The sequence below is a fragment of the Streptomyces sp. NPDC048584 genome, assembly GCF_043199595.1.
Classification (GTDB): Bacteria; Actinomycetota; Actinomycetes; order Streptomycetales; family Streptomycetaceae; genus Streptomyces; species Streptomyces edwardsiae.
On record NZ_JBICWF010000003.1, the window covers coordinates 224,320 to 249,150 of the forward strand.

Annotated in this window: 23 protein-coding genes; 14 read left to right on the forward strand and 9 right to left on the reverse strand. The window is 72.0% G+C overall.

The features are described from left to right. The first annotated feature begins 65 nt into the window (after nt 1–65). Nucleotides 66–1,265: an FAD-dependent oxidoreductase gene (locus ACGFR9_RS08960; RefSeq protein WP_393204444.1), complete on the forward strand. Its 1,200-nt coding sequence runs from the start codon at nt 66–68 to the stop codon at nt 1,263–1,265. On the opposite strand, the gene ACGFR9_RS08965 is transcribed toward ACGFR9_RS08960, so the two are convergent. From ACGFR9_RS08965 to ACGFR9_RS08980, 4 genes are all read right to left on the reverse strand, one after another. Next, nucleotides 1,214–1,831 carry a TOPRIM nucleotidyl transferase/hydrolase domain-containing protein gene (locus ACGFR9_RS08965; RefSeq protein ID WP_393204447.1) on the reverse strand — a complete coding sequence of 206 codons (618 nt, stop codon included), beginning with the start codon at nt 1,829–1,831 and terminating at the stop codon, nt 1,214–1,216. The genes ACGFR9_RS08960 and ACGFR9_RS08965 overlap by 52 nt on opposite strands. A gap of 101 nt (nt 1,832–1,932) precedes the next feature. Continuing rightward, the gene (locus tag ACGFR9_RS08970; protein ID WP_393204450.1) at nt 1,933–3,012 is read right to left on the reverse strand and encodes a lytic polysaccharide monooxygenase; all 1,080 of its coding nucleotides are present in this window, start codon (nt 3,010–3,012) and stop codon (nt 1,933–1,935) included. A gap of 188 nt (nt 3,013–3,200) precedes the next feature. Then, nucleotides 3,201–4,337, reverse strand: coding sequence for a cellulose binding domain-containing protein (locus ACGFR9_RS08975; RefSeq protein ID WP_393204453.1), 1,137 nt, complete (start codon nt 4,335–4,337; stop codon nt 3,201–3,203). 237 nt (nt 4,338–4,574) lie between these two features. Then, nucleotides 4,575–5,597, reverse strand: coding sequence for a LacI family DNA-binding transcriptional regulator (locus tag ACGFR9_RS08980; RefSeq protein WP_393204455.1), 1,023 nt, complete (start codon nt 5,595–5,597; stop codon nt 4,575–4,577). Between the two features lie 205 nt (nt 5,598–5,802). Here ACGFR9_RS08980 and ACGFR9_RS08985 point away from each other — a divergent pair, with 205 nt between their 5' ends. Next, entirely contained in the window at nt 5,803–8,196 is a 2,394-nt protein-coding gene (locus ACGFR9_RS08985; RefSeq protein WP_393204458.1) for an RICIN domain-containing protein, read from the forward strand. A 54-nt stretch (nt 8,197–8,250) separates the two neighbouring features. Here the strand turns inward: ACGFR9_RS08985 and ACGFR9_RS08990 are convergent, their stop codons facing one another. Continuing rightward, nucleotides 8,251–9,633 (reverse strand): amidohydrolase family protein, encoded by a 1,383-nt coding sequence (locus ACGFR9_RS08990; RefSeq protein WP_393204460.1) that lies wholly within the window; start codon nt 9,631–9,633, stop codon nt 8,251–8,253. A 361-nt stretch (nt 9,634–9,994) separates the two neighbouring features. Here ACGFR9_RS08990 and ACGFR9_RS08995 point away from each other — a divergent pair, with 361 nt between their 5' ends. The 6 genes from ACGFR9_RS08995 (at nt 9,995) to ACGFR9_RS09020 (ending at nt 14,926) form a co-directional block, all read left to right on the forward strand. Then, complete coding sequence (locus ACGFR9_RS08995; RefSeq protein ID WP_393204463.1) at nt 9,995–10,798, forward strand: IclR family transcriptional regulator C-terminal domain-containing protein; 804 nt, start codon at nt 9,995–9,997, stop codon at nt 10,796–10,798. 95 nt (nt 10,799–10,893) lie between these two features. Next, nucleotides 10,894–12,078: a CaiB/BaiF CoA transferase family protein gene (locus ACGFR9_RS09000; protein ID WP_393204466.1), complete on the forward strand. Its 1,185-nt coding sequence runs from the start codon at nt 10,894–10,896 to the stop codon at nt 12,076–12,078. 212 nt (nt 12,079–12,290) lie between these two features. Continuing rightward, on the forward strand, nt 12,291–13,109 hold the full coding sequence (locus tag ACGFR9_RS09005; RefSeq protein ID WP_393204469.1) for a citryl-CoA lyase: 819 nt from the start codon (nt 12,291–12,293) through the stop codon (nt 13,107–13,109). A gap of 70 nt (nt 13,110–13,179) precedes the next feature. After that, complete coding sequence (locus tag ACGFR9_RS09010; RefSeq protein WP_393204472.1) at nt 13,180–14,043, forward strand: extradiol ring-cleavage dioxygenase; 864 nt, start codon at nt 13,180–13,182, stop codon at nt 14,041–14,043. Then, nucleotides 14,040–14,399 carry a hypothetical protein gene (locus ACGFR9_RS09015; RefSeq protein ID WP_393204474.1) on the forward strand — a complete coding sequence of 120 codons (360 nt, stop codon included), beginning with the start codon at nt 14,040–14,042 and terminating at the stop codon, nt 14,397–14,399. Before ACGFR9_RS09010 ends, ACGFR9_RS09015 begins: the two co-directional genes overlap by 4 nt. Next, nucleotides 14,396–14,926 (forward strand): DoxX family protein, encoded by a 531-nt coding sequence (locus tag ACGFR9_RS09020; protein WP_393204477.1) that lies wholly within the window; start codon nt 14,396–14,398, stop codon nt 14,924–14,926. The genes ACGFR9_RS09015 and ACGFR9_RS09020 overlap by 4 nt, the downstream gene beginning before the upstream one ends. A 15-nt stretch (nt 14,927–14,941) precedes the next feature. Here the strand turns inward: ACGFR9_RS09020 and ACGFR9_RS09025 are convergent, their stop codons facing one another. Genes ACGFR9_RS09025 through ACGFR9_RS09035 form a run of 3 tightly spaced genes read right to left on the reverse strand, consistent with a single transcriptional unit; the run spans nt 14,942 to nt 17,209 of the window. After that, a complete protein-coding gene (locus tag ACGFR9_RS09025; protein ID WP_393204480.1) occupies nt 14,942–15,376 on the reverse strand; it encodes a glutaredoxin domain-containing protein in 435 nt (144 codons plus the stop codon). Between the two features lie 25 nt (nt 15,377–15,401). Further along, nucleotides 15,402–16,466: an aldose 1-epimerase family protein gene (locus ACGFR9_RS09030; RefSeq protein WP_393204483.1), complete on the reverse strand. Its 1,065-nt coding sequence runs from the start codon at nt 16,464–16,466 to the stop codon at nt 15,402–15,404. Continuing rightward, on the reverse strand, nt 16,463–17,209 hold the full coding sequence (locus ACGFR9_RS09035; protein WP_393204486.1) for an SDR family NAD(P)-dependent oxidoreductase: 747 nt from the start codon (nt 17,207–17,209) through the stop codon (nt 16,463–16,465). The genes ACGFR9_RS09030 and ACGFR9_RS09035 overlap by 4 nt, the downstream gene beginning before the upstream one ends. A 201-nt stretch (nt 17,210–17,410) precedes the next feature. On the opposite strand from ACGFR9_RS09035, the gene ACGFR9_RS09040 reads away from it, so the two are divergent. The 5 genes from ACGFR9_RS09040 (at nt 17,411) to ACGFR9_RS09060 (ending at nt 22,757) form a co-directional block, all read left to right on the forward strand. Then, nucleotides 17,411–18,619, forward strand: coding sequence for a CaiB/BaiF CoA transferase family protein (locus ACGFR9_RS09040; RefSeq protein ID WP_393204489.1), 1,209 nt, complete (start codon nt 17,411–17,413; stop codon nt 18,617–18,619). After that, nucleotides 18,616–19,710 (forward strand): extracellular solute-binding protein, encoded by a 1,095-nt coding sequence (locus ACGFR9_RS09045; protein WP_393204492.1) that lies wholly within the window; start codon nt 18,616–18,618, stop codon nt 19,708–19,710. Before ACGFR9_RS09040 ends, ACGFR9_RS09045 begins: the two co-directional genes overlap by 4 nt. Next, nucleotides 19,707–20,510, forward strand: coding sequence for an enoyl-CoA hydratase/isomerase family protein (locus tag ACGFR9_RS09050; RefSeq protein WP_393204495.1), 804 nt, complete (start codon nt 19,707–19,709; stop codon nt 20,508–20,510). Before ACGFR9_RS09045 ends, ACGFR9_RS09050 begins: the two co-directional genes overlap by 4 nt. Before the next feature lie 10 nt (nt 20,511–20,520). Continuing rightward, the gene (locus ACGFR9_RS09055) at nt 20,521–21,693 is read left to right on the forward strand and encodes a fumarylacetoacetate hydrolase family protein (protein WP_393204498.1); all 1,173 of its coding nucleotides are present in this window, start codon (nt 20,521–20,523) and stop codon (nt 21,691–21,693) included. Nucleotides 21,694–21,779: 86 nt separating this feature from the next. Next, nucleotides 21,780–22,757 (forward strand): LacI family DNA-binding transcriptional regulator, encoded by a 978-nt coding sequence (locus tag ACGFR9_RS09060; protein WP_393204501.1) that lies wholly within the window; start codon nt 21,780–21,782, stop codon nt 22,755–22,757. Between the two features lie 37 nt (nt 22,758–22,794). On the opposite strand, the gene ACGFR9_RS09065 is transcribed toward ACGFR9_RS09060, so the two are convergent. Next, nucleotides 22,795–23,937 (reverse strand): mandelate racemase/muconate lactonizing enzyme family protein, encoded by a 1,143-nt coding sequence (locus tag ACGFR9_RS09065; RefSeq protein ID WP_393204504.1) that lies wholly within the window; start codon nt 23,935–23,937, stop codon nt 22,795–22,797. Between the two features lie 143 nt (nt 23,938–24,080). Here ACGFR9_RS09065 and ACGFR9_RS09070 point away from each other — a divergent pair, with 143 nt between their 5' ends. Continuing rightward, nucleotides 24,081–24,830, forward strand: a complete 750-nt coding sequence (locus tag ACGFR9_RS09070) for a FadR/GntR family transcriptional regulator (RefSeq protein ID WP_393204507.1) — start codon at nt 24,081–24,083, stop codon at nt 24,828–24,830. The last annotated feature ends 1 nt before the right edge of the window (nt 24,831 follow it).

A 24,831-nucleotide genomic window follows, 5' to 3' on the forward strand; every position in this document is an offset into this window, starting at 1 on the left:
TTCGATAGCTTCCCATCGTAAGTCGATCGAAGTGTCCGTCTTCGACGTCCCGAAGGAGCACTCCCATGCCCACAGCAGCCCGTCGCGCGGGGACCATCGACACGGATGTCCTGGTGGTCGGCGCCGGCCTCGCCGGCCTGCACGTCGCCACCCTGCTCGCCCGGCAGGGCCACGACGTGCTCCTGGCCGAACGGCGCACCGCCCTCGGCGGCGCGATCCGCACCACCGGCATCTTCGTACGCAAGACACTCGACGACTTTCCGCTGCCCGACGAGCATCTCGGTCCGCCGATCCGGCGCGTGGTGCTCTATCCGCCCGGTCTGCGCCGCCCCGTCGGTCTGCTCAGCGACCGTGACGAGTTCCGGGTGGGCGACATGGGGCCGCTGTACGAGACGGCGGCCACGGCGGCGGTCGACGCCGGTGTGCGACTGGCGCTGGGCACGCGCTACGCCGGCCGGGACGGCGACACCTTCCGGCTGGTCGGCCGTGACGGACCGGCCGCGGTCCGGGCGCGCTTCGTCGTCGGCGCCGACGGGGCCCGTTCGAGCGTCGCCCGCGACCTCGGCCTCGACCGCAACCGCCACATGCTGGTCGGCGCCGAGGAGGTCTTCGCCGTACTTCCGAACGGCGAACCGCCGACCTTCCACTGCGTCCTCGACCCCTCCCTCGCCCCCGGCTACCTCGCCTGGGTGATCCACGACGGGGAGCACGCCCATGTCGGTGTCGCCGGCTATGCCGAACGCTTCCCCCAGGGGCTGCGCCGCACCATGGAACGGTTCAGCGCGTCGGCCCCCGGACTGGACGGCGTACGGCGGCCCGAGTCGGTGGAACGGCGCGGCGGACCGATACCCGTCGGCGGAGTACTGCGACGCATCGCCTGCGGCGACGGACTGCTGGTGGGGGACGCGGCGGGCGCGGTCTCCCCGCTCACCGCCGGCGGTCTGGACCCGTGTCTGCGCCTGTCGGAACTGGCCGCTTCAGTGCTCGACGACGCACTGCGGTCGGGCGGCGCGGACCCTCTCGCCCACTACGACGGGGCCGCTCTGCGCGCCCGGTTCCGGGGCCGGCTCGGTATGCGCAGGGGCCTGGCGTTCCTCCGGACACCGGCCGCGGTCACGGCGGCGTTCGCCCTGCTGCGGACACCGCCCGGCCGGGCCGCCGCCGCCCGGGTCCTCTTCGGCGACCGCTCCTTCCCCGACCCGGCGCCGACCGGTCAGACGCCGGTGAGCAGGGCGTCGAGGGGGGCGGGCACACGCCCGGGCTGAAGGGCCTCGACGAGGACCCGGCCGTAGCGGATCTTGCGGCCCTTCTTGGTGCCGAGGAAACGCCGCAGCCGTTCCTGTGCGGTACGGTCCCGTTGAGCGGGCTGGTTGAGGAAGGTCCGCAGGGGCCGCAGTTCGCCCTCCGCCCGGACCAGTTCCTCCACCCGGTCCACCCCCAGCGCGCGGATGAACTCGTCCTCCAGATCCGCGGCACAGACGAAGAACTCCGCCTGCCCGGCACCGGCCCGCTCGAGTCCCCGGGCGTAGTAGCCGCGCTCGCCCTCGTCGCACAGCCCCGTCAGCCGCAGGCCCAGACCGGGCGGCCCCAGCAGCCGGGCGAAGCGCCCGATGTTCATCGCACCGCCCATCGGCAGGACGCAGACCCCCTCGGCCGCCAGGTCCCGGCCGCGGCGCGCGGCCAGCGCCTCGACCGCGGCGGCGTCGCTCAGCCCTTCGAGCAGGACCGCCGTCCGGACGCCGAGCCGCTCTGCCAGCTCGTGCGCCGGGTCGCCGGTACCGCCGGCGGCCCACGCGGTGACCGCGTCCCGGAACACCTTCATGTCAGCCATGAGAGGATTCTGTGCCCTCCGAGGCCGTCGGCGACAGGTGATTTCAGCGGCCGGAGGGCGACACCGGCACCCGTGGCACCGGTGTCGCCGTCAAGGTCCGGCTATTGCACGCAGCCGATCGTGCCCACAGGGAAGTCGTTGCCCGACGACGTGGCCGTGAAGCCGAACGTCACACTGCCGTCCGGAGCGATCACCCGGTTGTGATCGACGTTCCGTACCGTCACCGTGCCGTCGGAGCCCTTCGTCAGCGAGCCGTTCCAGGCACTGCCGATCGTGGTCCCCGTGCCGGGCTTCCACTGCACGGCCCAGCCGTTGAGCGGTGACGTCCCGTGGTTCATCACCTCGACGGAGCCCTGGAAACCGCCGCTCCAGGAGTTCACCACGGAGTAGACGGCCATGCATTCACCGGTGTGCGGGGGATCCGTCGGGTCCGGGTCCGTGGGGTCCGGGTCCGGGGTGCCGCCGTCGTCGCCGATGCCGGTGACCTCGCCGTTGCCGCCGTCGAAGACGACGTCGGAGCAGGAGAAGAAGTTCTCCTGGCTGTCCGAACGCACCCACTGCATGAAGATCAGCGCGTCGCCGGAACGCCCGGAGGGCAGCTTCAGATCCCAGTAGTAGTGGCCGCCGTTGGCGCCCGGCGAACCCTGCTGGGGCGGGTTGGTGACGGTCTGGATGAGCTCCAGGTCGTTCCAGCCCAGCTGGGACGTGGGCGACCAGCCGGGCTTGGTGATGTAGACCCGGAAGTCACCGGGGTGGGCGGCCCAGTTGCTGTACTGCACGTCGATCGTCGCACCGGACGTCAGATGTGTGCGGGGCCAGTCGGAACGGGCCGCGTTGTAGGCGGAGAAGTTGTACGGGGACCGGTCGCCCGCGCTGCAGAGCGTGCCGTCCGGGACATAACCGGCGCCACGGCCACCCGCGTTGGAGTCGAGCACGGCGAACCAGTTGTACAGCGCCGTCGCGCCGCTCTGGTTCAGCGCGGCCTGGCACGCCGGATTGTCCGGGTCCAGTGCGCCGGTGCCGGTGATGGCGTCCAGCTGACAGAGGTAGGTGCGGGATCCGGGCATCATCGCCACGCCGTGCGCCTGCGCGTCGTTCTGCCAGAGGAAACTCAGGCCGAGCCCTCCGAGGAGGGTGGCCAGTACCGCTGCCAGGGAGACGAATCTGCGTCGTAGGACCATGAAATCTCCTGTACCGGTGGTGGATGGGCGGGGATAGGTGGAAACCCCGCCCGTCCGGGGTGGGTGCCGACCGGACGGGCGGGGGGCTCGGGTGGGCGCGGGGCCCGGGGGCCCGCCCCGTCGGCGCGGGGGGAAGGGCGGGGCCCCGGGCCTGGGGGACGCGGCGGGGAAGCGGCCCGCCGGTCGTGTCAGGTGGTCGCGCAGACGGTGCCGTTCAGGCTGAACCCGTTCGGCGGGGTGAAGGAGCCGCTGTAGGTGCCCTGGAAGCCGAAGTTCGCGCTCGTGCCGGGCGCGATCCGCCCGTTGGTGTCGAGCCCGCTCGCCGTGACCGCCCCGGAGGCGGGGGTGACGGAGGCGTTCCAGGCGTTGGTGACGCGCTGCCCGGAGGGGAGGGCGAAGGCGAGCTTCCAGCCGTCGACGGCGGACGAACCGGTGTTCCGCACGGTCACATCGGCCGTGAACCCGCCCGGCCAGACGTTCGTGGCGTACGACACCGAGCACGCGGCCGGACCACCCGGCTCCCCGGGCTCCTGCGGGCCGCCGCCACCGGTGTTCACCGTGGACGAGAAGGAGTTGACCGACAGCCCCGCACCGTTCTGCCACGGCTCGAAGCCCGCCTGGACGCTCGTCAGATACCAGTCGTTCTGAGCCATCCCGCGCGCCACGGTCGCCCGGACGAAGTCCATGACGTCGAAGCTCCAGCCGCTCATCGCCGACGGCGCCACGAACGACAGCACGTCGTTGGTGCCGTTGCCGCCCGCCCACACCTCCCAGGTGCGCCCGCCGACACTCGCCGTGCCGGCCCGGGAACCGATCGGCTGGATCTGGCCCACCTTGTTCAGCCAGATCATGATCTCGGTCCGGTTCACCCCGTCGGTCCGGGGCGTCGGGTCCAGCCAGATGTCGTACGAGGCGTTGTACACGGCGTTGTCGACGAAGCCGTACGAGATGCTGCTGGGCGCGCTGGAGATGCCGCTGACCCGTGCCGGGAGGGCGGTGCCCGGCGAACAGTTGGTGTAGTGGCAGCCGTTGAAGACCGACGGATACGACTTCGGGGCCCCGTTGGTCGGCACCGATCCGTCGGCCTGGGTGACGCGGAAGCCGCTGTCCGTGGCGGTGACGCACTGGGTGGCGCTGGTGCCCCAGCGGTTGTTCTGGACGACGTAGCGCCCCTGGATCACGGCCGATCCGAACTGTTCGCAGACCGTGGTGTCGGCCTGGGCCGGCGCCGCCGCGGTCACCAGCGCCGCGAGCATGGCGAGAGCGGTGAGGAGCGTCGCCAACAGGCCGCGCGGGACCCGGGGTTGGTTCGGTAACCGTCGCATGAGGGGGACCTCTCCAGGAGGATGCGGGGGACCGGGCGGGAGCGCTCCCCTCTCCCCATTGATGGGAGCGCTCCCAGTTGTGTTTCGGAACGGGACTGTAGAAGCTACCCATGTCCCTGACAAGGCCGTGCGCGGGAAACCGTCGAATTCTTTTCGAAGCCGCAGGTCGGTGAGTTGATCCTTAACGGGCTACGCCCTCGGGAGCGCTCCCGAAACATTCGGTGTGACGCACACGGGTCAGGCGGAGTCGCGCAGCACCAGTTCGGTGCGGAGGATGACGTGCCGCCAGGCCACCTCCGGCTGCTCCATCTCCTCCAGGAGCAGCCGGACCATCGTCCGGCCGATCTCCTCCAGCGGCTGCCGTACCGTCGTCAGCTTCGGCGCCGTGTGCTGGGCGAGCGGGAAGTCGTCGAAGCCGATCACCGCCACGTCCTCCGGCACCCGGCGCCCCGCCGCCCGCAGGGCGTCGAGCGCGCCCGCGGCCATGGTGTCCGACGCGGCGAACACACCGTCGATCTCCGGTGCGCACTCGATGAGTTCGGCCATCGCCCGGCGCCCGCTGTCCGCCGAGAAGTCCCCCTCGACGGTCCAGGAGTCCCGGTGCCCGACGCCCGCCCGCTCCAGCGCCTCGCGGTAGCCGCGCAGCCGGCACTGGGCCACGTACATGTCGAGCGGCCCGGTGATGGTGCCGATCGAGCGACGGCCGAGGCCCAGCAGATGCGCCACCGCGCCGCGGGCGCCGCCGGTGTTGTCCGCGTCGACGTAGGTCACGCTCTCCTCGCTCGAACGCCGCCCCAACAGCACCGTGGGCAGGCCGACTTCGGCCAGCATGTCGGGCAGCGCGTCCTCCGCGTGCACGGACATCAGCATCACGCCGTCGACCCGGCCGCCGCGCGCGTACTCCACGAGCCGCTGCCGTTCGGCGTCCGTGCGGACCAGGGTGAGCAGCAGCTGCACCTTGGTGTCGGTGAGCGCGTCGCCGACGGACCGGACGATCTCCGAGAAGAACGGCTCACCGAACTGCCGCCAGTCCGGTTCCGTCATGACCAGCGCGACGGCGTCGGCCCGCCGGCCCGCCAGTGAACGGGCCGCCAGATTGGGGACGTAGCCCAGTTCGGCGACGGCGCGCTGCACGGCACGGCGCGTCGAATCCTTCACGCCCGCCGCGTTGTTGATGACACGCGAGACGGTGCCCCGCCCCACACCCGCGAGCGCGGCCACCTCCTCCAGCGTCGGTGTGCCGGGACGCTGCCTGCTCATGACCACCCCCACGAGATCACTAGATCCTACGGCCACCGACGCTCCGAACGGCCCGTTCGTCGGCACACTTTGTGGCCGGCCGATGACGGACTCTGGACAGCGGACCCGGCGCTGTGCTGTCATCCCGACTGGTTCTTACAACGTTATAAGAGCCAGCTCTGCGCACCTCCCGGCCGGATCCAGGACGTCGAACAGGAGCCCCCACATGCCCCTCGACAGACGCACCCTCCTCAGTGCGGGCGCCCTCGGCGTCGCCGCGCTCGGCGGCGCCCTCGCCCCGTCCGCGTCCGCCGCGCCGCGGCGGACGGCGGCGGCGCCCGTGCCCGACGCCTTCCGCAAGCTGCCGTCCGGCAGCGTCACCGCGCGCGGCTGGCTCGCCGGCCAGCTGCAACTCCAACTCGACGGCCTGTGCGGCCGGTACGAGAGCTTCTCCCACTTCCTCGACTTCACGGCGACCGGCTGGGTGCATCCGGAGCGCGGCGGCTGGGAGGAGGTGCCGTACTGGCTGCGCGGCTATGTGCCGCTGGCCGTCGCCACGGGGGACACGGCCGCCCTGGCCCGTTCCCGCGAGTGGATCGACGCGATCCTCGCCACCCAGCAGAGCGACGGCTTCTTCGGACCGCGCTCCCTGCGCACCTCGCTCAACGGCGGGCCCGACTTCTGGCCGTTCCTGCCGCTCCTCCAAGCCCTGCGCACGCACGAGGAGTTCACGCACGACGAGCGTGTCGTGCCGTTCCTCGTCCGGTTCCTGCGGTTCATGAACGCCCAGGGCCCCGGCGCCTTCGACACCAGCTGGATCTCCTATCGCTGGGGCGACGGGCTCGACATCGCCGTATGGCTGTACCGGCGTACCGGGGAGCCCTTCCTGCTCGATCTGGCCGCCAAGATGCACACCTACGGTGCCGACTGGACGGGCCCCACCCCCACCCGGCACAACGTCAACATCGCCCAGGGCTTCCGCGAACCCGCCCAGTACGGACAGATCGCGGGCTCCGACGAACTGACCCGGGCGACCTACCGCGCCTACGACGACGTCATGAACGCCTACGGGCGATTCCCGGGCGGCGGCATGGCGGGCGACGAGAACTACCGGCCCGGATTCGGCGACCCCCGGCAGGGCTTCGAGACCTGCGGGATCGTCGAGTTCATGGCCAGCCACGAACTCCTCACCAGGATCACCGGCGACCCCGTCTGGGCGGACCGCTGCGAGGACCTGGCCTTCAACATGCTGCCCGCCTCCCTCGACCCGCGGGGGCGTTCCATCCACTACATCACCAGCGCCAACAGCGTCGACCTCGACAACAGGACCAAGACACAGGGGCAGTTCCAGAACGGCTTCGCCATGCAGGCCTTCCACCCCGGTGTCGACCAGTACCGCTGCTGTCCGCACAACTACGGCATGGGATGGCCGTACTTCACCGAGGAGCTGTGGCTGAGCAGCCCCGACGGCGGTCTCGCCGCCGCGATGTACGCGCCGAGCCGGGTGCGCGCACAGGTCGCGGGCGGTACCACCGTGACCGTCACCGAGGACACCGGCTACCCCTTCACCGAGACCGTCACCCTCACCGTGTCCACCCCGCGCCCGGTACGCTTCCCGCTGCGGCTGCGCGTGCCCGGATGGTGCCGTGGACCCGAACTGCGCGTCGACGGCCGCCTCCTGAGTGCCCCCGACGGTCCTGCCTGGGCCTCGGTGGACCGCACCTGGCACGACGGCGACGTGGTGACCCTGCGGCTGCCCCAGCGGACCGGACTGCGCCACTGGCCCGAGCAGCACGACGCCGTCAGCGTCCAGCACGGCCCGCTCACCTACTCCCTGAAGATCGGCGAACGGTACGACCGCTACGCGGGCGACGACACCTTCCCCGAGTACGAGGTGCACGCCACCTCCGCGTGGAACTTCGGCCTCACCCCCTCGCCCCGCCTCACCCTCGACCGCGTGGGCGGGCCCGTCCCCGACAACCCCTTCACCCACGACACCACTCCGGTCCGTATCACCGCCGACGCCCGGCGTATCGACGCGTGGATCGCGGACGACGAGCATGTCGTCGCACCGCTGCAGGACGGACCCGCGCGCAGCGACGCACCCGTGGAGACCGTCACCCTGATCCCCATGGGCGCGGCGCGACTGCGCGTCACCGCCTTCCCCACCGCGTCGCCCGACGGACGGGCCTGGACGCCCGAACCGCCGTTCAACCGGCTGCAGAACCGGAACAGCGGGAAGGTCCTCGCCGTCGACGGCATGTCCACCGAGAACAGCGCCCGCGTCGTCCAGTTCGACAACACCGGCACGGGCGACCACGCCTGGCAGCTCGTGGACCGGGGCGAGGGCTGGTACCTGATCCGCAACGGGCACAGCGGCAAGGTTCTCGGCGTCGACAACATGTCCACCGCGAACAGCGCACGCGTCGTGCAGTACGAGGACAACGGCACCGCCGACCACCTCTGGACGTTCGTCGACGACGGCGACGGCTGGTACCGCGTCCGCAACCGCAACAGCGGCAAGGTCCTCGGCGTCGACAACATGTCCACCGGCAACAGCGCACAGGTCGTCCAGTACGACGACAACGGCACCGCGGACCATCTGTGGCGCTTCCTGTGAGCCGGTGACGCCACGGTCCGCCCGGCACCTCCCCGCTGGGCGGACCACGGCCGGTCAGCCGCCGTGCGTGCCGGCGCTGCGATAGCCGGTGTACGTGTACGGGTTGTCCAGCACCTTCGTCTCGGGGATGTCCGGGTTCATCCCGCGTTCCCACGCCTCGCCGCCCAGCCGGCCCCGGAGGTGCTCGACCGTCGCCTCGACCGTCCGGCGGGCCTTCACCAGGTCGACGCCGACCAGCCGGTGGTCGTACTTGACGACCCGGCCGTCCACGACGACGGTGTGCACATCCGCCCGCTGTGCCTGGAAGGCCACATGGCCGTACGGGTTGAGCAGCGGGAACATCACGGGCGAGTGGTCGTTCCTGATCAGGACGACGTCCGCCTTCCGGCCGGCCTCGAGCGAGCCCACCTTGCCGTCCAGGCCCAGCGCCCGCGCCCCGCCGCGCGTCGCCCACTCCACGACCTGCTCGGCCCGCAGATAGGCGTGGGTCACCGTCTCGCCGACGGCGTGCGCCTCCAGATGCTCGCGCGCCCGGTCGGCGCCGAGGGTGGCCCGCATCGCCGAGAACAGGTCACCGCTCCACCACACACTCGTGTCCATGGACAGCGAGACGGGGATGCCGTGGGCGCGCAGGGCCCAGGTGGGCGGATAACCCTGCCCGCAGCTCTGCTCGCTCTCCGTCGACACCGACACGGAGCCGCCCGTGGCCGCGATGCGGTGATAGGAGTCGGCGTCGAGGGTGGCGCCGTGCACATAGACGGTGCCGGGGGTCATGAAACCGTGGTCGTGCATCAGACGGATGCCGTTGTCGTCGGTGGCGCCCCACACGCCCGCGTGCGTGGTCACTGTGGCACCCAGCTCACGGGCCACCTCGAACGCGGCCTTCTCCGGGAAGGCGGGATCGCCGGTGACGTCGAAGGCCATCTGAAAGCCCAGCATGTCGTCACCGTGGAAGCGGCGGGCGACGAAGTCGCGGAACTCCGGTGCCGCCGACCACTCCCAGGGCGCCGCCTGGATGTTGCCGTAGGCGAGGACGAACCTGCCGGGCACCTCCTCCAGGGCGTCGACGGCGGCGTCCGCGTGCTGCACCGTCTGCAGACCGTGCGACCAGTCCACGGTCGTGGTGACACCCGCGTCCAGTGCCTCGATCGCCGACAGCAGATTGCCCGCGTACACGTCCTCGGGCCGGAAGTGCCTGCCGTGCTCGAGGTAGTACCAGACGAAGTACTGGGTGAGGGTCCAGTCGGCGCCGTAGCCGCGCATCGCGGTCTGCCACATGTGCCGATGGGTGTCGATCATGCCCGGCATCACGATGCCGCCGGTCGCGTCGATCTCGGCGGTGCCCTCCGGGACCACCAGGGACGGGCCGACCGCCTCGACGCGCTTGCCCACGACCAGGACGTCCGCCCCGGTGAGGACGGTCCTTTGGTCGTCCATGGTGAGGACGGTCCCGCCCCGGAACACCACGGGTGAGCCCGGTGCGGGGGCGCTCCCGCTTCCGCTCGGACCACTGGCCACGTTCATACGAATCCTCCGGGTCGGTGCCGCCGGGCCGCAGGTGGTGCGCCGCGCCGCCCGCCGGTGCGGACGGTTGTCCGTGTGGCGGACAGCGGAGCGATGGCGTAACGATGGGTCGGTTCCATGGAGCCTGTCAATACTCCGCGCGGACCCGCACCGCCGACACCGGCCGGGAGACGGGTACCCGGTCCGCCCTGCGGACGGCGCGGCCCCGGGGGAGCTACGCTCGGGGGTCCGGGCGCCCGGCGGCGCCCGGACCCCCGAGCACCAGGAGCCCCATGTGCCGCGTCGCGACGACGATCCGAACTTCATCGAGGCGATCGCCCGCGGATTCGACGTCATCAAGGCGTTCGATCCGCACACGCCCGTCATGAGCCTCACCGAGGTGGCCACCGCCACCGGCCTGGCCCGCCCCACCGCACGCCGCATCCTGCTGACCCTGGAGTCCCTGGGCTATGTGCGCACGCTCCCGGCCGGCGGCTTCACCCTCACCGCCCGTGTGCTCGAACTCGGGCTCACCTATGTACAGGCCATGGGGTTGTGGGGGGTGGCCCGTCCGCACATGGAGCGACTGGTCGCCCGTACCCATGAGTCGACGTCCGTCGCCCAGCTCGACGGCTCCGACGTCGTCTACGTCGCCCGGGTCGCCGTACCCAAGATCATCGCGCTGGCCGTGAGCATCGGTACCCGGTTCCCCGCCGCCCAGACCTCCCTGGGCAAGGTGCTGCTCGCCGGACTGGAGCCGGAGGAACTGGACAAGGCGCTGGCCGAGCCGAGCCGGTCCGCGGCCCTGCCCCGCCACCGGTTCGACCGCGCCGGACTGGACGCGACCCTGCAGGAGGTACGGGCCAGGGGCTGGTCCCTGACCGACCAGGAACTCGCCGCCGGGATCCGCTCGGTGGCGGCCCCCCTGCGCGACGGCGACGGCCGGGTGATCGCCGCGATGAACGTCACCGTCCACGCCGCGGAGACCCCGGTGGAGAAACTCCGGGACGAGTACCTCCCCCTGCTCCTGCGGGCCGCGGGCGAGGTGAGCGCCGACTTCGCCCGCTACGGCGCGATCCCACGCACCCCGGTGACCTGAATCTTTCGCCCCGCCCTTGACGGACCGCCCGGACCGCTCCGACACTGCCGGTCAGCGGACAGCCGTCCGCACAGCGACCAGGGGAGTGCTCAAGGATGGCGGACGAAGCGTCTCGGTCCGGCGGCGGCGCCCGCGGGCCCCTGGACGGACTGCTGGTGGCCGACTTCTCACGTATCCTCGCGGGCCCCTACGCCACCATGCTGCTGGCCGACCTGGGCGCCGACGTGATCAAGGTGGAGGGCCCGAAGGGCGACGACACCCGCACCTGGCTCCCCCCGGTGCGCGGTGACGTGTCCACCTACTACCTGGCCGTCAACCGCAACAAACGGTCCCTGGTCCTGGACCTGAAGGACGACACCGACGCGGCGCTGGCCCGGGAACTGGCCGCCCGCGCCGATGTGGTGATCGAGAACTTCAAACCCGGCGGACTCGACCGCTACGGCCTGGGCCACGACGCGGTCCGCTCCGCCAACCCGCGCGTCATCTACGCGTCGATCAGCGCCTTCGGCTCCCAGGCGGACCCCTTGCTGCCGGGCTACGACCTGATGGTGCAGGCGATCTCCGGTCTGATGAGCCTGACCGGCGCCCCGGACGGGCCGCCCTACCGGGCCGGCATCTCGGTCTTCGACGTCATGACCGGTATGCACGCCTCCATCGGCATCCTCGCCGCACTGCACCACCGCGACCGCACCGGCGAGGGCCAGCACGTGGAGGTCGACCTCCTCTCCTCGGCACTGTCCGGCCTGGTCAACCACTCCAGTGCCCACGTAGCCGGCGGCGAGGTCCCGCACCGGATGGGCAACGCCCACCCGAGCCTGTTCCCGTACGAGCCGCTGCCCGTCGCCGACGGCGAACTCGTCGTCATCGCCGGGAACGACGGCCAGTTCGCGAAGCTGTGCGACGTACTCGGCCTCCCGGACCTCCCGGCCGACCCGCGCTTCGCCCGCAACCAGGACCGCACCGCCCACCGCGACCAGCTCCGGCCACTGCTGGTGGAGGCCCTCGCCGGGCACACCAGGAACGACCTCTTCCGCAAACTGCTGGCCGCCGGTGTGCCCTGCGCGCCCATCAACTCCATCGCCGAGGGGGTCGCGTTCGCCGAGGAGATCGGCCTGCACCCGGTGGTCCAGGCGGGCGAGGGCCCGGCCGCCGTGCCCACCGTGCGCCACCCCATCACCTTCTCGGCCACCCCGCCGCGCTACCGGCTGCCCCCGCCCGGCCTGAACGCCGACGGAGCGGAACTGCGCGCCTGGCTCACGGACCCGCGCCCGCCGGGCTGAACCGTCCCTGAACCTGTCCGGCCGTCCCGCTCGGTCCGCCCCGACCTCGCACCCGTCGGTCCGCCGGGCAGACCCGCCTCGCACCCGTCGGTCCGCCGCACAGACCCGCCTCGCACCCGTCGGTCCGCCGCACAGACCCGCCCCCCAACCTGTCGACCCGCCCTGCGGACCCGCCCCCGAACCCGTCGGTCCGTCCCGAAGGAGCAGCCCCCGTGCAGCATCCGGCCAACGGCCAGTCGCCGCAGTACCCCACGTCGCTGGGCACCTCCGACGCCGACACCATCACCCTGCTCGGCCACGACCTGGCCGGTGAGCTGATGGGACGGGTCGGCTTCGGGGAACTGGCGCTGTGGCTGGTCACCCAGCGCCGCCCCGAACCCGGCGAGGTCCGGGTCTTCGAGGCCGTCCTCGTCGCCCTGGCCGACCACGGATTCACCCCCACCGCCCTCGCCACCCGGCTCACCTATCTGTCCGCCCCCGACTCCGTCCAGGGAGCGCTCGCGGCGGGGCTCCTCGGGGGCGGCTCACGCTTCCTCGGCGTGACCGAGGACTGCGGGGCCTTCCTGCACGAGGCCCTGACCGTGCACGAGGGACGGCTGCCCGGCGACACCGACGACGCGGGCTGGGACCGGCTCGCGCTGGAGACGGTACGGGCCGCGCGCGCCGAACGGCGGCTCGTCCCCGGACTCGGACACCCCGTGCACAAGATCCGGGACCCGCGCACCCCGGTCCTGCTGGCCATCGCCGAGGAGAACGGGCACAAGGGTCCCCATCTGCGCCTCTTCGAGGCCGTCGGCCGTGTCCACCCGCAGGTGCTCGGCCGCACCCTCCCGCTCAACGGCGCCGGGGTGTGCGGCGCGGCCCTCGCCGACCTGGGCCTCCCCATCGGTCTGCTACGCGGATTCGCCCTGCTGGCCCGTACGGCCGGACTCCTCGGGCACCTCGCCGAGGAACAGCGCTCACCGCTCGGCATGGACGTCTACCTCTCCGTCGACCGCAACGCCCGGTACGTCGCCCCGCCGGGCGACTGACCCACGTACGGCCGCGACGCGGCACCCGCAGGCACCACTCCCGACCCGTGCATCCCACGAAGGACACACCATGGCAGAGCTGGTCGCGGTCATCGCCTCCACTCATCACCCCTTCTACTACCGGGCCAGCACCGCGACCGGCGACGACCGGCCCCCGTTCGCCGACACCTGGGTGGCCAAGATCGAGAAATTCCGCGAGACCCTGACCCGGGCCCGCCCCGACGTCCTGGTCATGGTCGGCTCCGACCACTTCCACCAGCTGTGGCTGGACAACATGCCGCAGTTCCTGGTCGGCAAGGCGCCGTTCTACGACGCCAACTTCTACAACGAGGAACGCGAGTTCGGACTGCCCCGGATGGTGCTGCGCGGGCACGAGGAACTCTCCGCCCATGTACTGCGCGAGGGCCTCGACGCGGGCTTCGACCTCGCCTTCAGCAACGAGCTGCGGATCGACCACTCGATCACGTGCCCGATCATCACCCTGCGGCCCCAGGCCGACCTGCCGATCGTGCCGGTCTACACCAACATCTTCGCGCCGCCGCTGCCCCGGCCGGAACGGTTCGTCCAGCTGGGCCGCGCGCTGCGCGAGATCATCGAGAGCTGGCCGGCCGACCAGCGTGTCGCCGTCATCGGCACCGGACATCTCTCCCTCGAACTCGGCGGTCCCCGCCAGTTCGGAGAGCACGGCCCCGACCCCGAGTTCGACCGCAGGGCCGTCGAATGGATCGCGAGCGGCGACATCGAGGGCTGTCTCCTGGAGGTCACCCTCGACAGCCTGCACCGCCCGGGCAACGCCACCCACGGCTTCATGGACTTCATGCTGATGATGGGCGTCGCCGGTGAGGGCGTCCGGGCCGACCACGTCGACACCCTCGATCTGTTCCACACCATGGAGGCCTACTTCACCTGGTACCCGAAGGGGGTTCCGGCATGAGCAAGTACCTGATGAACAAGTTCCTCTTCACCGTCGACCGCGACCCCGAGCTGGTCGAGCGCTACCGGGACGACCCGCGCGCCACCGTCACCTGGTGGGAGGCCACCCAGGCCAACACCCTGCTGAACTGCGTCGGCGCGGAGGCGTCGACCTGGCTGCGGTTCGAGGACGCGGAACGCGAGGCCCTCGCGACCCACGACCACCCGGCGCTCTTCGCGCTCGGCGCCCACCCCTTCCTCACCCTCACCCTCTTCATCGCCCTGTTCGAACGCGATCACGAGGGGCTGGAGTACCAGAAGTGGTACGGCGAACGCCTGAGCCACTTCTCCCTCCCGTACCCGGACATCGCGACATGAACGCCGGTCTGCTGCTTCTGCGGCTGCTGCTGGCGGGGCTGCTGGCCGGCCACGCGGCCCAGAAACTGCTGGGCCGGTTCCGTGGCTCGGGACCCGACGGCACCGCGCCCCTCTTCGAGAGCTGGGGCTTTCGCCCGGGCCGGCCTCTCGTCCTGCTCGCCGGCACCTGCGAACTCACCGGCGCCGCCCTGATCGCCTCGGGCACGGCCACACCGCTCGCCGCGTCGGTCGTCATGGGCACCATGATCGTCGCCGCCGCCCCCAGCCGCCCGAACGGCCTCTGGGCCCACCTCGGCGGCTACGAGGTCCCGTTCGTCTACGGCGCGTTGGCGTTCGTCCTGGCGACGACCGGCCCCGGCGCCTGGTCGGTCGACCACGCCGCCGGTATGGACGGCGCCTCGGGCCCCCTCTGGGCCCTCGCGGCCACGGCCGTCGCCGTGACGGCGGCGCTCCCCGCCCTGACCCTGCGCCGCCGCAACCTGCGCACCACGGCACCCGCCCCGGGAACGGCGGAGCGGGACGCATAGGAACCCGCTTCTCTCCTACGGCCCGGCGAGTTGCTCGCGCACCCACGCGGGATCGGGGTTGACATGCGTACGGCCCCCGACGACGACCGTCGGTACGGTCTCGTCGCCGTCGTTGGCCGCCCGTACCTCCGCCGCTCCCTCCGGGTCGCGCCAGATGTCGACCCAGTGCAGCCGCCGGGCGTCATGGCCCAGACGGGCGCGCAGGCGCAGGCAGTAAGCGCAGCCGGGGCGCCAGTAGACGACCGGGCGGCCGTCGGCCGCGCTGCGGCGCCGGGCCTCCCGCGCGCCGACCGAACGCGGGAAGACCAGCGGCGAGTTCATGCCCGCGAACAGCAGCATCACCAGCAGGAGTGCCGCGCCCGCACCGGCACGGCCCGTGCGGAACAGCCCGGCCGCGACGGCCGAGCCGCACAGCACCATCAGCATCGGCAGAATCCACGCGCGTATCATGAACACGCAGGCTACCGCCGGTCCCTCAGGCCGGCCCCACCCGGAACGCGGTCGTGTACAGCCGTTCCTCGCCCGGTTCCAGGAACGTCATCGTGCCGTCCTCGCGGGCCGCGGTCTCGCCTTGCACATGGTGTGTGGAAGGTTCGAAGCCGACCGCGTAGGCGCCCTCGCGCAGATGCATCCACTGGAAGAAGGACGGGAACTGCGTCGTGTCGTACTCCAACTCGAAGTAGACGCCGAGGCGTTCGTTGACCAGCCGGGGCCGCACCAGGCCGGCCGCGTCCGGTTCCAGTGCGTGCTCGTACACCTGCTCCACGAAACCCGGCAGCGGCCCCGGCAGATCCGTGTTCGAGACACCCTGCTCGGCGACGCTGTCGCTCCGCCACAGCGTCCGGTGCGGCGGCAGGTCGTAGCGCGCGCCCTCGTCCAGGAAGGGCCAGCCGACGTTGACGTGGTACAGGTACATGTGCGGCGTCGGATCGAAGCCCGCGTTGCGCACCCGGTCGGTCAGCCGGATCTCGGTACCGCCGAGGTCGGCCTCGATACGGCGGGTGAGCCGCAGATGCTCGCCGAAGACCGCAGCCTGCCGCACCTCGCCCTCGGCCCACAGCACACAGCGGCCGTCGTCCTCCCACCGCTCGCCGTACCCGGTCAGCCGGGCCGGCAGATTGCCGACCCGCCCGTGCAGGGCGTGCACGGCCGTGCGCCGGGGCGGATAGCGGTACTGCGATGCGTCCACCTCGGTGCCGAAGAGGGTGTGGTCGAGGCCCGCGGTGAGCAGCAGCCCCGAGAAGCTTCGCATCATCGACAGGCCGTCGTCGTCGCGGTACTCGTGCAGACCGGGGTGGCGGAAACCGGTCGCGGACCGCCAGCCGAAGCCCCGGCCCTCGAACTCCGCGCCGCCCAGGTCCATCGCCCGGTCCACCAGCACGTCGAAGGAGAGCCCCGCACCCGTACGGAACTCCAGTGTGCGGATGCCGCGTTCGGTGCCGTCGTCCAGGACGACGGACCGTACGCCCCCGGCCGCGCTCAGATCGCCCGCGAGCCGCGCCAGCGACCGACGGTCGTAGGAACGTCCGTTCAGCTTCACGACATCACCCACCCTCCGTTGACCTCGACGCACTGACCGGTGACGAACGAGGCGTCCGGTCCGGCGAGGAACGACACCACCGACGCCAGCTCCTCCGGGCGCCCGCGCCGCTTCAGCGCCTGGTGGTCCAGCACATGCGCCCGGTACGCCTCCGGGTCCTCGTGGATCTCCTCGGCCGCCGTAGGGAACGCGCCGGGGGAGACGCAGTTGACGCGGATCTCCTCGGGCCCCAGCTCACGGGCGAGGGCGCGGGTGAACGCGACGGCCGCGCCTTTGGTCGACACGTACGCGGCCAGCGAGTCCCAGCCGCCGTGCATCGTGATCGACGCGATGTTCACGATCGCCCCGCCGCCCGTGCCGGCCATGCGCCGTGCGGCGGCCTGTGCGGCCACCCAGTAGGCGCGCTGGTTGACCGCCACCACCTCCTCGTACTCGGAGAGCGGCACCTCGAGGAACGGCCGGGCCGGATACACGGCGGCGTTGTTCACCACGACACGCGGCGTGCCCAGCCCGGCCGCGGTCCGCTCGACGGCGTCCTCGATCGCCGCCGCGTCCCGCAGATCGGTGGTCAGGGCCAGTGCCCGCGCACCGGCCTTCTCCACCAGCGCGGCGGTCCGCTCCAGTGCCTCGGCGTCACGGTCGAGTACGGCGACGTCATGGCCGTCGGCGGCCAGGCGGGCGGCGATCGCCCGGCCCAGGGCGCCGCCGGCGCCGGTGACGAGCGCTGCTCGGGGTTGTCTCATCGGTGGATCCCATCTTCCCGGTGCCGGCCGGGCGCCGAGGGGCGGATGCATGGCGTTGACACTGCGAGCGGTGCCCGCTTAGCGTGAATGTTAGCGCTACCGATAGCGCTAACAACAGGGTGCGGGACAAGGAACGCGACCATCACGGGCCGCCGGTCCCGCCCACGCCGGTGCCGTCCCGCCCGCCCCCCAAGGAGCCTCATGACCTCGCGCGACAGACCCGGCATCCTCGCCGGGTACCGGGTTCTCGACTGTTCCATCGCCATGGCCGGCCCCTTCGCCGCCCAGCGGCTCGGCGATCTCGGCGCCGACGTCGTGAAGGTCGAGCCCGTCACGGGGGAGTGGCAGCGCCACGCCGCCGCGGGCGGAGCCGGCGGCAACCGGATCAACGTCTCCTTCCTCTCCCTGAACCGCAACAAGCGCTCCCTCGCCGTCGACCTCAAGGACCCGGCCGGCAAGGAGGTGCTGCGCCGGCTCGTCGCGGGCGCCGACGTGTTCCTGCAGAACTACCGCCCCGGCGTCGCCGACCGGCTCGGCGTCGACTACGCGTCCCTCGCCGCGATCAACCCGTCGCTCGTGTACGTCTCCATCTCCGGCTACGGCGAGGACGGCCCGTACGCCCGGCGCCCGGGCCAGGATCTCCTCCTCCAGGCGATGTCCGGGGCGATGCTCTCCGCCGGCCGGGCCGGCGAGGCACCGCGCGCCGCGGGCCAGTACCTGGTGGACGCCGTCACCGCGTCCACGGCCTTCGAGGGGGTGCTCGCCGCGCTGCTGCACCGCGAACGCACCGGCGAGGGCCAGCTCGTGACGGTGAACATGCTCGACGCCATCACCACCCTGCAGATGCAGGAACTGTCGGTGCACACCGTCGGCAAACTGCCGCAGACCCGCTCCGCGCAGCCGCACGCCCATGTCTACATCCGCTCGCCCTACGGCGCCTTCGAGACCGCCGACGACTACATCGTCCTCGCGTTCCCGCCGCTGAGGACGCTCGGCGAGATCATCGGCGAGGACACCTTCCTGTCGATGGAGGACGAGGAGCACGGCTGGACGGGCCGGGACGAGATCTTCGCCCGCACCGCGGCCCGGCTGCTGACCCGCCCCGCGCGCCACTGGCTCGACGCCTTCGCGGCCGCCGGCATCTGGGCCGGACCGGTCTACGGCTACGCCGACCTCGTCCAGGACCCCCAGATCCGCCACAACGGCACCTTCGTCACCTACGACCACCCCACCGAGGGCCGCGTCACGATGCCCGGCTTCCCCTACAGGTTCTCCGCCACCCCGCCGCGTGTCGACCGGGGCGCCCCGCTCACCGGCGAACACACCCGCGAGGTCCTCGCCGAGGCGGGCCTCGGCGAGCGGGAGATCGAGGAACTGCTCGCCTCCGGCACCGTGGCGGAGACCACGTGACCTACGCCGGACTCACCTGGGACCATCCCCGCGGCCACGACGCCCTGGCCGCCTCGGCGGGCGACCTGATCCGCTGGGCCGTACAGCCCCTGGAGGGCTTCGAGTCCCACCCCGTCGACGAACTGTGCGCCCGCTACGACCTCGTCGTACTCGACCACCCGCACCTCGGCGAGGCCCTCGCGGCCGGCTGTCTGCGCCCCCTGGACGACCTGTTCACCCCTGCGGAACTGGCCCGCTGGGGCGCGGACTCCATCGGCCCCACCATGTGCTCGTACGCCATGGACGGCCGCCAGTGGGCGCTGCCCCTGGACGCGGCCACCCAGGTCGCCGCCACCCGCACCGACCTCGCCGGTGATGCCCCCGCCACCTGGGACGAGGTGTACCGCCTCGCCCGCCGGGCCCCGGTCGCGCTCTCCCTCGCCGGACCGCACGCCTTCCTCACCTTCACCTCCCTCGCCGTCGCCCTGGGCGAGGAGCCGGCCACCGACCCGGACGAACTGATCGGCCACCGCACCGGCCTCGCCGTCCTCGGCCTCATGGCCGCGATCGACGCGCTCGCCCCGCCCGAGACCCGCGCCCTCAACCCGATCGGGCTGCTGGAACTCATGACCGGCACCGACCGCCTCGCCCACTGCCCACTGGTGTACGGCTATGTCACCTACGCCGACCGGATCGCGTTCACCGACGCCCCCGTCAGCGGGCCCGGCGGACGCCCTGGCTCCACCCTCGGCGGCACCGGACTCGCCCTCAGCACCCGCAGCACCCCCTCCACCGAACTCCTGGACCACATGCGCTGGTTGATGTCCCCCACCACGCAACGGGACTTCCTGCCCCGGCACAGCGGTCAGCCCAGCGCACGAGCCGCCTGGGCCGATCCCGGCATCGTCGCCGCCGACTTCTACCGCCGCACCACCACCACCTGCGAACAGGCCTGGGTCCGGCCCCGGCACGCCGGCTACATCCGCTTCCAGGGCGAGGCCTCGGCCGTCGTCCGGGACGCCCTCGCCGGCCGCGCGGACCACCGCGACGCACTCGACCGGCTGCGCGCCCTGTACCGGGCGAGCCGCACCCCGAAAGGACGACCCGCATGACCGGCACCCGACCCGCCCCGCCCGACCTGGGCACCGAACACGTACGCCTCGACATCGCGGACCGGGTGGCCACGCTCACCCTCGACCGGCCCGCCAAACTCAACGCGGTCACCCCCGAGATGTCCGCGGCCCTGGTCCGTGCGGTCGAATGGTGCGACACCACCGACGACGTCCGTGCCGTCGTCGTCACGGGCGCCGGCGAACGCGCCTTCAGCGTCGGCTCGGACATCCGCGCACTCGACCGCTACGCCACCCCCTGGGACTTCCGCAACCGCGTCGACTACTGCGACGCCATCCGCACCGCCCGTACCCCCACCATCGCGGCCGTCGGCGGTTACGCCCTGGGCGGCGGCCTGGAGACGGCCCTGTCCTGCGACATCCGGCTCGCCTCCGACAACGCCTCCTTCGGAGCCCCGGAGATCACGCTCGGCTGGATCGGCGGCGGCGGAATGGCCGCCTTCCTCAGCCGCGCGGCGGGCCCGAGCAATGCGGCCATGATGCTCCTGACCGGTGAACGCATCGACTGCGCACGGGCGTTGGAGTGGCATCTGGTCAGCGAGGTCGTACCCCGCGCCCAACTGCTCGACCGGGCCCGCACCCTGGCGGCCGTGATCGCCTCACGGGCCCCCGTGGCCGCCGAGACCGCGAAGATCAACCTGCGGGCCGCCGCCAACCTGCCCGAGGACCAGGCCCTCGCCTATGAACGTGACCTGCAGACCATCTGTTTCGCCACCGAGGACGCCGCCGAGGGCCGCCGCGCGTTCGCCGAGAAGCGCACCCCCGTCTTCCGCAAGCGCTGAGAGGAACCCCGTGAACCAGTGGCCCGACGCCGCGACCACCCTGCCCGACGACGGCACCGGGGGAGCGCTCGTCGGCCGGGTCCATCGGCCCGGCCTCGGCCCTTCCGTCGTCGCCGTCCGCGAGGACGGCGTGTACGACGTGACCGCCGCCTTCGCGACCGTCCGCGACCTGTGCGAACTCGACGACCCGGCAGGTCGGTTGCGCGCGGCGCGCGGAGAACGCGTCGCGGGGCTCGACGAGTTGCTCGCCAACACCCCGGACGACACCCGCGACCCCGGACGGCCCCGGCTGTTGGCCCCGGTGGACCTCCAGGCCGTCAAGGCCGCCGGGGTCACCTTCGTGGTGTCGATGCTGGAGCGGGTGATCGAGGAACGCGTCCGCGGTGACGCCTCGGAGGCCGCCGCGACCCGCGAGCGGATCCGTGCCCTCATCGGCGACGACATCGCTTCCCTGCGGCCCGGCTCGAAGGAGGCCGCCGCACTGAAGGAGATCCTGGTCGCCCAGGGGGTGTGGAGCCAGTACCTGGAGGTCGGCATCGGGCCCGACGCCGAGATCTTCACCAAGGCGCCCGTGCTGGCCGCCGTGGGCACCGCCGCCGACGCGGGCGTTCATCCCGCCTCACGGTGGAACAACCCCGAGCCCGAGATGGTCCTGGCCGTCTCCTCCACCGGCGACGTCGTGGGCGCGACCCTCGGCAACGACGTCAATCTCCGTGACGTGGAGGGCCGTTCGGCGCTGCTGCTGCCGCAGGCGAAGGACAACAACGCCTCGGCCGCCCTCGGACCCTTCCTGCGGCTCTTCGACGAGGGCTTCGGCATCGACGACGTACGCCGCGCGACGGTCACCCTCACCGTCGAGGGCACCGACGGCCACCGGCTCGAAGCGGAGTCCTCGATGGCCGCCATCAGCCGCGATCCCCTGGACCTCGTCGGCCAGTTGATCGGACCGCACCACCAGTACCCCGACGGCGCGGTCCTCTACCTCGGCACGATGTTCGCCCCCGTGGAGGACCGCGACGCGCCGGGCCAGGGTTTCACCCACCACGACGGCGACCTCGTCTCCATCGCGACCCCCCGCCTCGGCACCCTCGTCAACCGGATCAGGCCGGGCGACGCCTGCACACCCTGGACCTTCGGACTCGCCGACCTGATGCGGTCGCTGGCCGCACGGGGAGCACTGTGAGTCCCGATAGTGTTTCCGGCGTGACCCAGCCGCCGCCCCGCCGTCCGCGCAAACGCTCCGCGACCCGTTCGGTGACCCTCTCGGACGTGGCAGCGTCCGCGGGGGTGTCGGCGCAGACGGTCTCCCGCGTGGTGCGCGACCCCCGGTCGGTGCCGGACGGGACACGCGCCAGGGTCGAGGAGGCCATCGCGGCGACCGGCTATGTGCCCAACCTCGCCGCCAGCAATCTGGCGTCGAACCGCAGCCGTACGGTCGCCGCCCTGGTGCCGCAGATCAGCTCCTCCGTGTTCGCGGACACCGTCCACTCCTTCTCCACGGCCCTGGCGGCCCACGGCTACCAGATCTTCGTCGGTACGACCGACTACCGGCCGGAGCACGAGGAGGACGTGCTGCGCAGCTTCCTGGGCCGCCGGCCGGACGGACTGCTCATGGTGGGGACGAGCCACACTTCAGGCACCCTGGCCCTGCTCGCGGCGGCCGGGGTGCCGGTGGTGGAGACCTGGGGCTGGTCGGACGATCCGGTGGACCTGCTGGTCGGCTTCTCCAACGCGGCGGCCGCCGCCGCGATGGTCGCCCACCTCGTCGGGCGCGGCCGGCGGAGGATCACCTTCGCCGGCCGGCACACCTCGGGCGACCCGCGGGCGGCGGAACGCCTCGACGGCTATACGACGGCGGTCCGCGATCTGCTGGGCGGTGCCCCGCGCACGGTGGACGCCGGTCCCGAACCGGTCACCATGGACACCGGTGTCACCCTGCTGGACCTGGCGCTGGAGCGGTATCCGGACTCGGACGCGGTGATGTTCTCCAGTGACGTCTTCGCAGCCGGTGCCCTCCAGGCGTGCGTGCGGCGCGGGATCGACGTGCCGGGCACCCTCGCCCTGGCCGGATTCGGGGACTTCGAGCTGGCGCGTCATCTCGTGCCGGGGCTGACGACCGTGGCGGTGCCGAGCGCCCGTATCGGCGAGCTGGCCGCCGAACTGCTGCTGACCCGAATGCGCGGCGCCCCCGTGGAGCGGCCGCACCGGGACGTGGGCTACGAGGTCGTCGCCCGCGAGAGCTCCTGATCGTGTCCCTCCCCTCCCCCGCACCGCGCTCCCCCTCTCACCGCCCCTGCGGCGCGAGCCGCAGACCGGCGTCGTCCGGGCGGACATGGGGGCCGGCGGCGATGGACCACTGTCCGGAGGCGGTGCCGGCGGCGATCGTCTCCTCGTCGACCTCGATGCCCAGCCCCGGTGTGTCGCCGAGGACGATCCCGCCGTCGGCGATCTCCTGGTCCACACGCAGTCCCACCGGGGCGGACAGATCCTGCACCTCGGTGACCAGGTGGTTCGGCACGGCAGCCGCCGCGTGCGCGACCGGGTTGGCGTTGTAGCCGACGGGACTCACCGGCAGACCGTGGCCGAACGCCAGCGTGGAGACGCGCAGGAAGTGGGTGATGCCCCAGACACTGCCGGTCTGTACGACCCCGACCGCGTCCGCGTCGAGCAGCGGCCGGAAGTGCTCCAGGCCCGTGAGGTTCTCTCCCGTCGCGACGGCGGCACGGACACCGGAGACGACGTCACGGTGCCCGGCGACGTCCCAGCGCCGCACCGGTTCCTCGATCCAGGTGAGGTCCACCCGCGCCTCGACCTGCCGGGCGAGGCGCACCGCCTGGTGCCGGCCCCAGGACTCGTTGACGTCGTACATCAGCGCCGGACGCGGGGAGTTGACGCGGAGCACGTCCCGGACGGCGATGAGGCGGCGTACGTCACGGTCGGTGTCGAGCCCGCCCTTGACCTTCGCGCCGGTGAAACCGCGCTGCGCCCAGGGAGCGTAGAACGCGACGAGTTCCTCGTCGGTGAGCGCGTACTCCAGCCCGGAGGCGTAGCCGGGCACGAAGCGGTCCGCGGCGCCGAGGGTCCGCCACAGCGGCTCGCCGGCCATCTTCGCCTTGAGGTCCCACAGCGCCATGTCGAGCGCGCCGATGGTGGCGAACACCTGCCCGCCGTGACCGGACTTGAAGACATGGGCGAGCATCCGGTCGTAGAGCGACGTGACGGCCCGGGGGTCCTGGCCGTCGAGCGCGGGGAAGACACGGTGGATGTCGGCGTGACCGCCGAGGCCGACGCCGTTGAGACCCCCGTCGGTTTCCAGGAGCACGACCGGTACCTCGGTGACCCCGCCGGCGACGACACCGTTCACATCACCCACCGGGCGCCCCCACTCGTGCACCGTGGCAAGCAACCGGTATCCGGTGATCCGCATCGTGCTTCTCCGAGTCAGTCGTCACAGCCGGGATATCACTCATAACTTGTGATACGAGTGATGACCTTAGCATGTTCCGCTAACCTGGGGCGTTGAACAGCGTGGACGGGCCATCTGCAGGAACAAGGGGAGTCTTCGACCACATGAGTAAGCCATCCGCGGACACCACCGCCGTGTCCCGACCGCAACGGCGCCGGCCGCCACTGGCAGTGGCCGTGGTCCAGAGCCTCACGACGGCCATCGTGCTGGGGGAGTACCCGCCGGGCTCGGCGCTTCCGTCGGCGGGTGAGCTGTGCGACCGGTACGAAGTGAGCCGTACGGTGATCCGCGAGGCGACGACGACGCTCGCCGAGAAGGGGCTCGTGGCGACCCGTCAGGGCTGGGGGACGGTCGTCCTCGACCAGGAGCAGTGGAGTCTGCTCGATCCGCTGGTCCTCGACGCGCTGTTCCAGCGCAAGGACCGGCTGGTCTTCCTGGACAACCTGATCGAGATCCGTACGACCCTGGAGTGCGCCATGGCCGCCCGCGCGGCCAAGCGCATCGACGACGGCCAGGCGGCGGCGCTCGCCGCCAAGCTCGAGGAGCTCGCGGAGCTGCGAGACGACGCGACGGCCTACTCGCGCGCCGACATCGAGTTCCACGAGATCATCCACCGCGCCTCGCAGGACGCGTTCGGGCGGGCCATCGTCGCCGGCATCCAGGGCAAGGCAGTGCGCTCTCCGCAGTACAGCGGCGATCCGAGCCGTGAGCACATCGACGCCACGCATCAGGCGCACGAGCGCATCGCGGCGGCCGTCCTCGGCGGGGACGCCGACGCGGCCGCCGACGCGATGCGCGAGCACATCACGTCGGCATGGGCCCGCCGCCGCCCGGTCGACCCGCCGGAGGCGTAGC

Coding starts and splice junctions, on each gene's coding strand:
- ACGFR9_RS08960 (WP_393204444.1), top strand. CDS start 66: ATGCCCACAGCAGCCCGTCGCGCGGGGACCATCGACACGGATGTCCTG.
- ACGFR9_RS08965 (WP_393204447.1), bottom strand. CDS start 1,831: ATGGCTGACATGAAGGTGTTCCGGGACGCGGTCACCGCGTGGGCCGCC.
- ACGFR9_RS08970 (WP_393204450.1), bottom strand. CDS start 3,012: ATGGTCCTACGACGCAGATTCGTCTCCCTGGCAGCGGTACTGGCCACC.
- ACGFR9_RS08975 (WP_393204453.1), bottom strand. CDS start 4,337: ATGCGACGGTTACCGAACCAACCCCGGGTCCCGCGCGGCCTGTTGGCG.
- ACGFR9_RS08980 (WP_393204455.1), bottom strand. CDS start 5,597: ATGAGCAGGCAGCGTCCCGGCACACCGACGCTGGAGGAGGTGGCCGCG.
- ACGFR9_RS08985 (WP_393204458.1), top strand. CDS start 5,803: ATGCCCCTCGACAGACGCACCCTCCTCAGTGCGGGCGCCCTCGGCGTC.
- ACGFR9_RS08990 (WP_393204460.1), bottom strand. CDS start 9,633: ATGGACGACCAAAGGACCGTCCTCACCGGGGCGGACGTCCTGGTCGTG.
- ACGFR9_RS09000 (WP_393204466.1), top strand. CDS start 10,894: ATGGCGGACGAAGCGTCTCGGTCCGGCGGCGGCGCCCGCGGGCCCCTG.
- ACGFR9_RS09010 (WP_393204472.1), top strand. CDS start 13,180: ATGGCAGAGCTGGTCGCGGTCATCGCCTCCACTCATCACCCCTTCTAC.
- ACGFR9_RS09015 (WP_393204474.1), top strand. CDS start 14,040: ATGAGCAAGTACCTGATGAACAAGTTCCTCTTCACCGTCGACCGCGAC.
- ACGFR9_RS09020 (WP_393204477.1), top strand. CDS start 14,396: ATGAACGCCGGTCTGCTGCTTCTGCGGCTGCTGCTGGCGGGGCTGCTG.
- ACGFR9_RS09025 (WP_393204480.1), bottom strand. CDS start 15,376: ATGATACGCGCGTGGATTCTGCCGATGCTGATGGTGCTGTGCGGCTCG.
- ACGFR9_RS09035 (WP_393204486.1), bottom strand. CDS start 17,209: ATGAGACAACCCCGAGCAGCGCTCGTCACCGGCGCCGGCGGCGCCCTG.
- ACGFR9_RS09040 (WP_393204489.1), top strand. CDS start 17,411: ATGACCTCGCGCGACAGACCCGGCATCCTCGCCGGGTACCGGGTTCTC.
- ACGFR9_RS09050 (WP_393204495.1), top strand. CDS start 19,707: ATGACCGGCACCCGACCCGCCCCGCCCGACCTGGGCACCGAACACGTA.
- ACGFR9_RS09065 (WP_393204504.1), bottom strand. CDS start 23,937: ATGCGGATCACCGGATACCGGTTGCTTGCCACGGTGCACGAGTGGGGG.
- ACGFR9_RS09070 (WP_393204507.1), top strand. CDS start 24,081: ATGAGTAAGCCATCCGCGGACACCACCGCCGTGTCCCGACCGCAACGG.